The following is an 11,898-nucleotide window of genomic DNA, read 5'->3' as shown; positions in this document are numbered from 1 at the left end:
GCTCCGTACCGCCCGGCACGTTGATGGGCACGCTAGTCATGGGGCAAGCCTAGGCGTTCCCCCACACCTGCCGACATCTCGGGTCCCCAGTTGTGGATAACGATCGTCACCTGCCGAGGATCAGCGCCATCGCCTCGGAGCGGGTCTTGTCGCTGGTACGGAAGTCGCCGCGGACCGCCGACGTGACCGTCTTGGCCCCCGGCTTGCGCACGCCGCGCATCGTCATGCACAGGTGCTCGGCCTCGACCACGACGATGACCCCGCGCGGCTCCAGCACCCGCATGAGGGCGTCGGCGATCTGCGAGGTCATGCGCTCCTGCACCTGCGGACGGCGGGCGAAGACGTCGACCAGCCGGGCCAGCTTGGACAGCCCGGTCACCTGGCCACGCTCGTTGGGGATGTAGCCCACGTGGGCCACGCCGTGGAACGGGACCAGATGGTGCTCGCAGGTCGAGTAGACCTCGATGTCCCTGACCAGCACCATCTCGTCGTGGTCGACGTCGAAGACCTTGTTGAGCACGTCCTCGGGCGTCTGGCCGAGCCCGGAGAACTGCTCGGCCATCGCGCGGGCGACCCTGGCGGGCGTATCGAGCAGGCCGTCGCGGTCGGGATCCTCACCGATGCCGTAGAGGATCTCGCGGACGGCCTTCTCGATCCGCCCCAGGTCGACCTCGTGCTGGGTCACGCACTGTCCCCGGACTGGAAGGCGTCCTGGTGGCCGGAGGTGAGCGAGCCGTTGGCCGACTGCTCCTTCGGGGTCAGGATCGGCGGGCGGTCGGACGGGAGCCGCTTGCCGTAGCCCGCGTACGAGGGCCTGTGCTCCTTGACGACCACCGGGGCGAAGATCTGCAGGACCTGCTCGCGGGAGAGGGTCTCCTTCTCCATGAGCTCCAGCACCAGGTTGTCGAGCACGTCGCGGTATTCGACCAGGATGTCCCAGGCCTGGTCGTGCGCCGTCTCGATCATCCGGCGGACCTCCTCGTCGATGGAGGAGGCGATCTTCTCGGAGTAGTCGCGCTCGTGGCCCATCTCGCGGCCGAGGAAGACCTCGGCCTGGCCGGTGCCGAACTTACGGGCGCCGAGCTGCTCGCTCATGCCGTACTCGGTCACCATGCGGCGGGCGACCGCCGTGGCCTTCTCGATGTCGTTGGAGGCGCCGGTGGTGGGCTCGTGGAAGACGAGCTCCTCCGCCGCGCGGCCGCCGAGCAGCATCGCGAGCTGGTCCATCATCTCGGACCTGGTGGCCAGGAACTTGTCCTCCATCGGCAGCGTCATCGTGTAACCGAGGGCGCGACCGCGGGACAGGATGGTGATCTTGTGGACCGGGTCGGAGTTGGGCAGCGCGTGCGCCACCAACGCGTGACCGCCTTCGTGGTAGGCGATCATCTTCTTCTCCTTGTCGGACATGACCCGCGACTTGCGCTCGGGCCCTGCCATGACACGGTCGATCGACTCCTCCAGGACCTCCATCGTGATCAGCTTCTGGTCGGCCCGCGCGGTGAGCAGGGCCGCCTCGTTGATCACGTTGGCCAGGTCGGCGCCGGTGAACCCGGGGGTGCGGCGCGCGATGACGTCGAGGTCGACGTCGGGCGCGAACGGCTTGCCACGACCGTGGACCTTGAGGATGCCCTTACGGCCCTCCAGGTCGGGGCGGTCGACGGTGACCTGCCGGTCGAACCGGCCGGGACGCAGCAGCGCCGGGTCGAGGATGTCGGGCCGGTTGGTCGCGGCGATGAGGATCACGCCGCCCTTGACGTCGAAGCCGTCCATCTCGACGAGCAGCTGGTTGAGGGTCTGCTCGCGCTCGTCGTGACCGCCGCCCAGGCCGGCGCCGCGGTGGCGGCCGACGGCGTCGATCTCGTCGATGAAGATGATCGCGGGGGCGTTGGCCTTGGCCTGCTCGAACAGGTCACGCACTCGGGAGGCGCCGACGCCGACGAACATCTCGACGAAGTCGGAACCGGAGATCGAGTAGAAGGGCACGCCCGCCTCGCCCGCGACCGCGCGGGCCAGCAGGGTCTTGCCGGTGCCGGGCGGGCCGTAGAGCAGCACGCCCTTGGGGATCTTCGCGCCGATCGCCTGGAACTTGGCCGGGGCCTGCAGGAACTCCTTGATCTCCTGGAGCTCCTCGATGGCCTCGTCGGCGCCGGCGACGTCGGCGAACGTCGTCTTGGGGGTGTCTTTGGTGATGAGCTTGGCCTTCGACTTGCCGAAGTTCATCACCCGGGAGCCGCCGCCCTGCATCTGGTTCATGATGAACAGGAAGATCAGCACGATGATGACGATCGGCAGGAAGCTCACCAGGATGCTGAGCAGGAAGTTCTCCTGGGGCACCTCGGTGGTGAAGCTCTTCGTCTTGTCGGCGTCGACCTGAGCCTGCAGCTCGTCGGTCAGCTTCGCGCCGTAACCGCTGACCCAGTTGGACTGGATCAGCTTCGCCGGGGCGTCACCCGGCCGGACGACGATCGGCTTGGCGAGGGTGAGCTCGACCCGATTGTCCTTGTCGACGACCTTGGCGCTGGTGAAATTGCCGGCGCGAATCTGTTGGAGAACCGTGGACGTGTCGGCCTGCTTGAAATTGCCCCCGCCGCTCCAGAGCTGGGTGACGAGCAGGAGCAGCACGACGATGCCCAGGATCCACAGCAGTGGCCCACGTGTAAATCGCTTGAGATCCATCCGATGCGGAACCCCTTGCGGGCCCGTCCCTTCCTGACCATGGCCTGGAACCCCGGGCTGGCCCGGGGCCGCGGCATCCGACACCGCGACTTCTGACTACCCGAAGGGGACTTGCGGTCACCCTTCCGGAGTCTGAAGGTACACCGGCACGGCGCGCGGAGGGACCCGCCCGCTACACCGGTCTTGCCCTATCAACGTACGTCACGTTGCGCGATGTTCCCGGCCATGGCCGGGATTACTACTTATAAACGTGCGGCGCGAGCGTTCCGATGAACGGCAAATTGCGGTAGCGCTCCGCGTAGTCGAGCCCGTAGCCGATGACGAACTCGTTGGGAATGTCGAAGCCGACGTATTTCACGTCCATCGGCACCTTCACCGCGTCGGGCTTGCGCAGCGCCGCGCAGATCTCCAACGAGGCCGGGTTGCGCGACTTCAGGTTTTCCAGCAGCCAGTGAAGGGTGAGGCCGGAGTCGATGATGTCCTCGACGATCAGGACGTGGCGGTTCAAGATGTCGGTGTCGAGGTCTTTCAGCACCCGTACGACGCCGGAGGACTTGGTGCCCGCGCCGTAGGACGACACCGCCATCCAGTCCATCTGCACGGGCACGTGCAGCGCCCTGGCCAGGTCGGCCATCACCATGACCGCGCCCTTCAGCACGCCCACGAGCAGGACGTCCTTGCCCGCGTAGTCCTCGTCGATGCGCCCGGCAAGCTCTTTGATCTTGGCCTGGAGGTCGTCCTCGGGGATGAGGACCTTCTCCAGGTCTTTGCCCATGTCGGCAGCGTCCACCTGTGGTTCCTTAAACGATGGGACTGATGGCGACTATCAGGGTGCCATACCGCCGAACTGCGGACAGACCTCCGGGTAGATCGACCGCCTTCTGGCCGCGCCATTGTGTGACCAGCCGATCGACCGCCAGCACGTGGGTGGCGGAAAGCGCTCCGGACGGCGTGCCCGCCGCGATGGCCGCGCGCCTCAGCACCCTCCGTCGTACGGCGTCGGGCAGTTTCTCCAACTCCGGTACGGACAGTGTGACGGACGGCCCGATATCGCTTAGAGCGCAATTCGGGAACGCCGTTTCGGCCCACTGATCGAGGGCGTCGGCGTCCTCCCGAGCCATTCTGGCGGTCCGCGCGAGCGCTTCGGCCACCCCCGGGCCGAGCTCTTCGTCGAGCATCGGCAGGATGCGCTTCCTGACGCGGACGCGGGTGTAACGGGGGTCGTCGTTGTGGGGGTCGTCCCAAGGGTCGAGGGACATCGCACGGCAGGCGGCGACCGTCGTGGCCCTGGACAGGTCGAGGAAGGGCCGGCGGTAGCGGCCCGCCCGGGCGGCCATGCCGGAGATCGAGCGCAGGCCGCTCCCCCTGGCCAGGCCCAGCAGCACGGTCTCGGCCTGGTCGTCGCGGGTGTGGCCGAGCAGGACGGCGGCGGCCTGGAGGCGGTTGGCCGCCTCGGCCAGCGCGGTGTACCTGGCGTCGCGGGCGGCGGCCTCAGGGCCGCCCTCGGCGCCGACGGTGACGGTGAGCACCTCCGCCGGGGCCAGGCCGAGCCCGGCGGCGATCCCGGTGACCTGCCGGGCCCGGTCGGCCGAGCCCGGCTGGAGCTGGTGGTCGACCGTGACCAGGCCCGCGCGCAGACCGGCGCGGGGGGCGACGAAGGCCAGCGCCGCCGCCAGGGCGAGGGAGTCGGCGCCGCCGCTGCACGCGGCCAGCACCAGCGCGCCGGTGCCGCCGAGGTCGGCCAGCGCCTCGCGCACGGCCCTGCGCACGTCGGCTACGGCTGGATGGGGACCCACGAGAGCCATTGTCCCGGCTGCCGGAACCCGCCGCACGCCGCGGCGGGTCCGGTGGGGGTCGAGGTCAGGCGGGCAGGGCGGGGGTGCCGATGACGCGGTGGATCCAGGCGTCGGGGTCGGCGATCTCGGCGATCGTGGGCAGGGTCTCAGGGGACGTCCAGACCTTGTTGAAGCCGTCCATGCCGACCTGGTCGACCACCTTGCGGACGAACGCCGAGCCTTCGGCGTACTGCTTCATCTTGACCTCTATGCCCAGCAGGCGCCGCACCGTGCGGTCGACCCGGGAGCCGCCCTCGCGGCGCTGGGCGAACTTGGCGCGGATCTCCGAGACGGACGGGACCACCGACGGGCCCACGGCGTCCATGACGAAGTCGCCATGGCCCTCGACCAGGGTCATCACGGCCGTCAGCCGGTCGAGGATCTCCTTCTGGGCGGGCGACTGGATGGCGTCGATCAGGTTGCCCTCGCCGCCCCTGACGACGTCGGCCACCGTGTCGGCGGCGTTGCGCAGACGGTCGAGCAGCGTGGGCAGGTCGAGGTCGGAGGCGAGCAGGAACTCGGTCATCTGCGACCGGACGTACTCGCGCAGCCAGGTCACGCCGGTGAACTGCACCCGGTGGGTCTCCTCATGGAGGCACACCCACAGGCGGAAGTCGCGCGGCACGACGTTCATCTCGCGCTCGGCGTGGACGATGTTGGGCGCCACGAGCGTCAGGCGGCCGGTCGCCTCCTGGCCGGTCGGGTCGGGCGGCAGGAACAGCTCGTACTGGCCGAGCACCCGGGAGGCGAGGAAGGCGAGGACGGCCCCGACCTCCACGCCGGTGATGCGGGAGCCCACGGCGGTGACGATGGCGGGCGGCGGGTTGGAGCCGCCGCTCATGCGCTGGGTCAGCGGTTCGAGGACCACGCGGAAGCCCTCGACGTTGGCCTTGATCCAGCCCGGACGGTCGACGATGGTCGCGGGCTGCGGCGCGGTCTCGGTGTGGATCTTCGTGAACTCGCGCACGTGGCCCTCGGCCTCACGTGACAGCGTGCGGAGCTCGGCGACGGCCTGCCTGGCCTCCTCCTTGCTCACCTGAGGACCGGGGCGCACCAGGCGCGTGCCGGTCGTGACGGCCAGATCCCAGTCGATCACCTGCATAGCGTCCACCGTACGTTGTTCTCGTCACGCCTGCGAAGAAGCGGCGTTCAGGATCGCGCGACGATCGCGGCGAGCTTGTCGAGCACGGGTTCGGCGTTCACCGGCACGTCGTCGGCGAGGAAGGCGAAGGTGACCAGCCGGCCGTCCTTGGTGGTGGCCAGGCCCGCCAGGGTGTTGACGTTGTTGAGCGTGCCGGTCTTGGCGCGTACGAGGCCGACCTGGCCCTTGCTGTCGGCGCGGGTGAAGCGCCGGCCGTTGCCCAGCGTGCCGGAGAAGCCGGCGATCGGCATGCCCGAGTCGACGGCCCGCAGCTCGGGGTGCTGGGCGGAGCCGGCGATGGCGATGACCCTGGCCATGGCGTCGGCGCTGACCCGGTTGCGGATGGACAGTCCGCTGCCGTCGGCGACGCTGACGCCCTTCGTGACGCCGAGCCGCCGCATCACGCCGACCACCGCCTGCGCGGCCCCCGCGAACGACGCCTCCTTGCCCTCCTTGATGGCGACGTGCCTGGCCAGGGCCTCGGCCATGTCGTTGTCGCTATGGGTCAGGGTGTGCTCGACCAGGGCGTAGAGGGGGGCGGAGTCGACCTTGCCCAGCTCGGCGGCGCCCGCCGCGGCCTTCTCCTGGCGGACGTCCTTGGAGACGGTGACGCCGTACTTGGGGAGGAGCCGGGCGAAGGCGGCGGCGGCGGTCGCGGCCGGGTCGGCCACGCGGGGCCGGGCGCCGGGGCGCTGGCGTCCCTCGTCGATGGCCAGGGCGTGGACGGGAGCCGCCTCGCCGTCGGGCACGTAGTTCGGCTTCCAGCCGGGCGCGAGGGTCGGCCCGGTGAACAGGCTGTCGTCGTAGGCGAGCGTGACCTTCCTGACGCCCTTCGCCTTCAGCGTCGCGGCGGTGCGGGCGGCCAGGGTCGCGAGGGACGCCTGCTTGGGGTAGCCGGGCTTGGCCGTCGGCCCGGCGAGCAGCGGGTCGCCCCCGCCCACCAGGACGATCGCGCCGGGCGCGCGGCCCTGGACGACGCGGGTGGAGAAGCGCGTGTCGGGGCCCAGCGAGGCGAGCGCCGCGGCGGTCGTGACGACCTTGTTCGTGGAGGCCGGGGTGATGCCCAGGTCGGGGTTGGAGGCGAAGATCTGGGCCCCCGTCCTGGCGTCGAGCACGACCGCGCCGACCCGGCCGCCGAGCGCTTCGTCACCCAGCGCGTCGGTGAGCTGGCGGGTCAAAGTACTCTTAGTCGGGAGAGGTCCGTCTCCTGACGTCGCCGAAAGCTGGGCCAGCACAGGCCCCGAGGTGACCACGGGGGCGGGGGGGATTCCCCGGGGAGACGCCGTCGGCCCGATCGGTGACGGCTGCCTCGTCAGCGCGCTCAGGTTGTAGTCGCTGGTCATGGCGTAAACGCCGATGACGATCGTGACGATCTGGAGCACGGCGAGAGTGGCCAGCATCACCGTACGCTCGTGCCGCGCCACGTCGCCTGACCTCTCTCCTGGTGTTCGCCTACGAGACATTAACGCCCAGCCGGGACTTCCCGGGGGCCTTGAGCGGAGGAACCGCGGTGGAGTTCGACGTTGTCGTTGAGATTCCCAAGGGGCAACGGAACAAGTATGAAGTGGACCACGAGACCGGGAAGATCAGGCTTGACCGGCTCCTGTTCACCTCCACGCAGTACCCCGCAGACTACGGCTTCATCGAGCACACCCTCGGCGAGGACGGCGACCCGCTCGACGCCCTGGTGCTGCTCCAGGAGCCGACGTTCCCGGGCTGCTACATCACCTGCCGCGCGGTCGGCATGTTCCGGATGACCGACGAGAAGGGCGGCGACGACAAGGTCCTGTGCGTCCCCTCGACCGACCCCCGGATGCACCACATCCAGGACATCCACCACGTGTCGGAGTTCGACCGGCTGGAGATCCAGCACTTCTTCGAGGTCTACAAGGACCTTGAGCCCGGCAAGTCCGTCGAGGGCGCCAACTGGGTGGGGCGCATCGAGGCCGAGGCCGAGATCGAGCGCTCGTTCAACCGGGCGAAGGACGCGGGTCACCACCACTGATCCTCACTGGGGCCTGGTGGCGCCCACCAGGTCCCCTCGCCAGATCGGGGCCACGCGCACCACGTCGCCGGTCTGCGGCGCGTGCACCATCTGACCCTGGCCGACGTAGATGCCCACGTGGTGGATCGTCCCGGGGTCGTCGGTGATGCGGCCGAAGAACAGCAGGTCGCCGCGGCGGAGCTGGTCCAGCGGCACGTGCGGGCCGGACGTCCACTGGGTTCCGGTCCAGTGGTCCAGATGCACGCCCACCTGTTCCCAGGCGCGCATCACCAGGCCCGAGCAGTCATAGGTGTCGGGGCCGGCGGCGGCCCACACGTACGGCTTGCCGAGCTGGGTCAGTGCCCAGTTGGCGGCCAGGTTGCCGCCCGCCGACCCTGCCGCCCCGGCCGCCGACAGGGCCAGGGCCCGACGCCTGGCCAGCAGCTCGGCGTGGCTGCGGGCGGCGTTCACCCGGCGTTGGAGCTGCCGCCTCTCCACCCGGAGGGTGTGCGTCTCGCGGCGCTGCCGGGCGACGGCCGCCTCCGCGGCGAGCTTCGCCTGCCGGGCGCGCTCCGAGGCCGCCTGCTGGGCGTCGTAGGCGTTCTGCGCCTGCTCCCCGAGGATGGCGGCGACCTCCTGGGCGTCGCTCATCCTGCGCAGGATGCGGGCCCGCTCGTCGCCGAGCTGGCTGAGCAAGCTCGCCCGGTGCAGGAAGCCGTCCACGCCGCCCTCGTCGATGAGCATGCCGATGACGGGGTCCATGGGCGTCATGCCGCTGTAGCTCTCCGCCGCGAGCAGCGCGACGGCCTGCCGGGCGCGCTCGGCCTCGACGTCGGCCGCCGCCTGACGTTCCCGGGCCTGCCCGTACGCCTGCTCGGCCTGCCGGAGCCGGACCAGCTCGCCGTTGTACGCCTCCACCTGCCGTTCCACGCCGGACGCGAGCTCGTCGAGCCTGGACTGGGCCGCCGCCAGCCCGGCGCTGGCCACCCCCAGCTCCTTCGAGCGGTGGCGGGCGGTCTCTCGCGCCTTCTTCACGTCCTTGGCCGACGGCATGGGGTCGGCCGCCACCGGCGGGCACGGAGTGAGCGGACACAGAGCGACTAGCAGGGCGCACGCCAGGAGCCCGGCCCGAATTGAGCGCATAGGTCCCCCTGAAAACAGATGGTTACTCTATGCACACAGTTCCCAGCGCTCTCATGCACGTAACGTCATCACCGCAGGCGGAAGAGGCGCTCTATCCAGGGACGGATGCCGGCCACCACCGGCTGGGCGGCTCTCGGATAGGTGAAAACGGGGGTTTGGCCACCGTACGCGGCGTGCAGTTCGGCGGCCTTGCACCAGTCTGCGGTCACCCGGGCCGTGGCCCATGCCGCCGCGATGGCCGGCCTGGCCTCCGGATGGCGGTCGTAGGTCTGGTAGAGGGTCATGGTGGCGTCGGCGGCGGCGTGACCGTCGCCCGGGTAGGCGGTGCCCGCCAGGTAGGGGGCGGTGACCCGGCCGCCGTGGCAGGTGTCGAGCACCCAGGTCCAGTTGGCCGTCACCAGCCCGAGCACCGGATCGGGGACGTCGGCGGCGGCGCCGTACATGCGTTCCTGGCGCGGGCCGGTCAGGCGGCGGGCGTCCCACAGCCAGTCGAGCTCGTCCGGCTGCGGGCCGCCGGCCAGCCAGGACAGCACGGCCAGGCCGCGCGCGGTGCGCAGACGGGACAGGTCGAGCACGTGGCGCAGCATGCGGGGGCCGCGGTCGAGCCAGGTCGGCCAGTCGACGCGATGACCTCTGGGCACCAGTTCGGCCACCCGCCGGGGGACGGGCAGCGGGCAGACCCGGCGGCCCAGGTGCGGGTCCTGGCGCAGCTCGAACGCCTCCACGGCCCGTTCAGCCGCTCTCGACGGGCGTGGCGGGCTCCTCGGTGGGCGTGTGCGTGGGAGGGGGCGTGTGGGTGGGCGTGGCCGTCTCCGTGGGCGTGGTGGTCGGCGCGGGCGTCTCGGTGGGCGTCGGGGCGGGGGTGGGGGTCGGCACCGGCGGCGTGCGGGTCGGCGGACGCGTGCCCGGCTCACCGTGCGGCGGACGGCCGGGCGGGCGGCTCGGCCATCCGGGACCTCCGGGCTGGCCGGGCTGGCCGTACGTCGGGTCGCCGGGGTTCTGGTCCGGCGGATCGGCCTGTGGCGGATCGTCGGGCGTCGGCTGCGGGTCGCCGGGCTCGGGTTCGGTGGTCGGCGCGGTCGCGTGCGTGGGCACGAGCACGGCCGGCGGCACCGGCGTCGTCGAGCCGAGCATGCCGAACGGCTCGGGCGCCGCGCTGTCGAGGATGGGCTCTACGGTCAACTGGACGTCCTGCGGGTCGGGTTGCCAGGGCAGTCTGATGCCGGGCGGCTCGCCGGTGGCGGGGAACGCGGCCGTCGCCACCCCGGCGAGACCGCCGTTTTCCTTGCCGAACTGGTTGAAGATCACTGCTATCGCCACCACGGTCGCGACCGCCGCCAGCGCGCCCGCCACCGCTTGAGGCCACCTTCGAGCCGCCGTCTGGGTGGGAACGGGAAACCCGGCGGCGTCCAGGGAGGCCGTGCGCCGGGCGACGTAGCGGCGGTAGGGCAGCAGCTCGGGGTCGGCGAAGCAGCTCATGACCCTGATGCGCAGCGCGTCGGGGAGCGCGGCGGCAGGCAGCAGGGCGAAGACCTTGGCGGCCGAGGCCTGACGGGTGCGGTGGGGGGCGCAGACCTCGCAGCGGGCGACGTGCCCGACCAGGTGCTCGCGCATCTCCCTGGTGAGCTCGCCGGAGAAGCCGTCGAGGATCCGGGCCCGGCGCGGGCAGTCGTAGGGGCCCTTGCGCGCCAGGATCTCGGCGGTGACGGCGTCGGTGAGGTGCTCGCGCGCCTGCTCCCTGGCCTGCTCGACCTGGCGCGGCGACATCGCGAGCACCTGGGACAGGTCGGCGGTGTCCAGCTCGTGCCTGGTCGCGAGCTCCAGCACCTCGCGGTCGGCGACGGGCAGGCTGACGACGGCGTTCCAGGCCATGAGCCGCAGGTCGGCGTCGGCCGGGTCGTCGAGAGGCGGCGCCTCGGCCAGCGCCTCGTCGGCGCCGGGCGGCGCGGCCATCCGGCGGCGCAGGCATTCGAGCCGGGCCAGGGCGAGCAGCCAGACCCGGAACCTGTCGGGCTGGGACAGCGCGCCCGCGTGCGCCTCGGCGGCGATCAGCGTGTCGCGCAGCGCCACCTGGGCGCTGTCGGTGTCGAGGAGGAGGGACCAGCAGTAGCGGTAGACGCTCTCCGCGTAGGTGTCGTAGAGCGCGGCGAGGGCTCCCGGGTCACGGGTGCGGAGTGCCTCCACCAGGACGCGGTCATTCATGTGACCGAAGGTAATGGATCGGTAACTAGTAGTTCTACCGGTTCCGCCGCTTGTCTACCGCGACCCCGTCATTCCTCGACCTATTTGTTCGGACTAATACCGATTACTGCTTTACCTGTCCCATGACCTGGCTCCCCCGGTCGACCGCGAACGGCTCGGAGGTGGGCTTGACCGTGTGCTCCGGGATCGCGCCGCCCATGGCCAGATCCTCGTAGGGACGGCCGGTGGAGCCCCAGGTCCTGGCGGTGACGTCGGTCTTGGCGACCTTGCTGTCCTTGGGCAGTCCGGCCACGGTGAGGATGAACCTGGGCGGACTGCCGGCCTTGACGTCGTCCACGAACGTGCTGCCGCCGCCGAGCAGTTTGCCGGCCCCGTCGCGCAACAACGCGTTCACCACCAGGCTGCTAGCCGGCAATTGATACGGATTCCCGACATAGCCGGTAATTAGGTAAGAGCCGTCTTTTTGGCGCATTGTCTGGACGCGGCTGATCGGGAACGACTGGAACGACGACGGGATGCGCGCGGCGGTCCGCCACTGCGCCGGACGGTACTGGATGGTCACCTTGACCGGCTTCTCGGCGGTGGACGCCTGGCCGGTGAAGGCCAGGGAGCCGCCCGGCGGCACGGCGTCGAGCGGCTGGTCCATGCGCACCACCTCGGTGCCGGCGGCGTCGCGGCCCACGATGGTGGCCACCACGTGCTCGCCGAAGTGCCACGGGTTGGCGTTGCTGAGCACGCCCGCCCAGTTGACGGCGTAGCCGTCGGAGGACTTGGCGATGTTCGAGACCTGCTCCTTGAGAACGAGCGGCTTGAGCGATTGGGCTGGCTGGTCCTCACTTGAACAACCGGCGAGGCAGATCGCCCCGAGTGCGAGGAGGCTGACGGTTCGGCTACGCAGGATCACTTTGCCGTGATAA

General features: G+C 70.6%; 11 protein-coding genes. 1 reads left to right on the top strand and 10 read right to left on the bottom strand.

Annotation, left to right across the window (positions count from 1 at the left end):
• Positions 1-106: 106 nt before the first annotated feature.
• The 6 genes from folE to dacB all read right to left on the bottom strand — a co-directional run bounded on the left by folE (position 107) and on the right by dacB (position 7,076).
• On the bottom strand, positions 107-685 hold the full coding sequence (gene folE, locus AB0J97_RS03785) for a GTP cyclohydrolase I FolE (protein ID WP_357702221.1): 579 nt from the start codon (positions 683-685) through the stop codon (positions 107-109).
• Complete coding sequence (gene ftsH / locus AB0J97_RS03780) at positions 682-2,676, bottom strand: ATP-dependent zinc metalloprotease FtsH (RefSeq protein ID WP_357702219.1); 1,995 nt, start codon at positions 2,674-2,676, stop codon at positions 682-684. The genes folE and ftsH overlap by 4 nt, the downstream gene beginning before the upstream one ends.
• Positions 2,677-2,914: 238 nt before the next feature.
• Positions 2,915-3,466, bottom strand: coding sequence for a hypoxanthine phosphoribosyltransferase (gene hpt / locus AB0J97_RS03775; RefSeq protein WP_357702217.1), 552 nt, complete (start codon positions 3,464-3,466; stop codon positions 2,915-2,917).
• Between the two features lie 10 nt (positions 3,467-3,476).
• On the bottom strand, positions 3,477-4,481 hold the full coding sequence (gene tilS, locus AB0J97_RS03770) for a tRNA lysidine(34) synthetase TilS (RefSeq protein ID WP_364084057.1): 1,005 nt from the start codon (positions 4,479-4,481) through the stop codon (positions 3,477-3,479).
• Positions 4,482-4,536: 55 nt separating this feature from the next.
• Entirely contained in the window at positions 4,537-5,613 is a 1,077-nt protein-coding gene (locus tag AB0J97_RS03765) for a zinc-dependent metalloprotease (RefSeq protein WP_357702213.1), read from the bottom strand.
• Between the two features lie 47 nt (positions 5,614-5,660).
• Positions 5,661-7,076 carry a D-alanyl-D-alanine carboxypeptidase/D-alanyl-D-alanine-endopeptidase gene (gene dacB, locus AB0J97_RS03760; RefSeq protein WP_364084055.1) on the bottom strand — a complete coding sequence of 472 codons (1,416 nt, stop codon included), beginning with the start codon at positions 7,074-7,076 and terminating at the stop codon, positions 5,661-5,663.
• An 86-nt stretch (positions 7,077-7,162) separates the two neighbouring features.
• On the opposite strand from dacB, the gene AB0J97_RS03755 reads away from it, so the two are divergent.
• On the top strand, positions 7,163-7,657 hold the full coding sequence (locus AB0J97_RS03755) for an inorganic diphosphatase (protein WP_357702209.1): 495 nt from the start codon (positions 7,163-7,165) through the stop codon (positions 7,655-7,657).
• Between the two features lie 3 nt (positions 7,658-7,660).
• Here AB0J97_RS03755 and AB0J97_RS03750 read toward each other — a convergent pair whose 3' ends face one another.
• The 4 genes from AB0J97_RS03750 to AB0J97_RS03735 form a co-directional block, all read right to left on the bottom strand.
• Complete coding sequence (locus AB0J97_RS03750; RefSeq protein ID WP_357702207.1) at positions 7,661-8,704, bottom strand: NlpC/P60 family protein; 1,044 nt, start codon at positions 8,702-8,704, stop codon at positions 7,661-7,663.
• 143 nt (positions 8,705-8,847) lie between these two features.
• The gene (locus AB0J97_RS03745; protein WP_357702205.1) at positions 8,848-9,504 is read right to left on the bottom strand and encodes a hypothetical protein; all 657 of its coding nucleotides are present in this window, start codon (positions 9,502-9,504) and stop codon (positions 8,848-8,850) included.
• Positions 9,505-9,511: 7 nt separating this feature from the next.
• A complete protein-coding gene (locus AB0J97_RS03740; RefSeq protein ID WP_364084050.1) occupies positions 9,512-10,981 on the bottom strand; it encodes a sigma-70 family RNA polymerase sigma factor in 1,470 nt (489 codons plus the stop codon).
• Between the two features lie 103 nt (positions 10,982-11,084).
• A complete protein-coding gene (locus AB0J97_RS03735; protein ID WP_357702201.1) occupies positions 11,085-11,885 on the bottom strand; it encodes a hypothetical protein in 801 nt (266 codons plus the stop codon).
• Between the last annotated feature and the right edge of the window lie 13 nt (positions 11,886-11,898).

This window comes from Nonomuraea sp. NPDC049607, from assembly GCF_040675375.1.
Classification (GTDB): domain Bacteria; phylum Actinomycetota; class Actinomycetes; order Streptosporangiales; family Streptosporangiaceae; genus Nonomuraea.
Note: the sequence above shows the minus strand (reverse complement) of the source record. Positions and strands in the feature narration are given on the sequence as shown.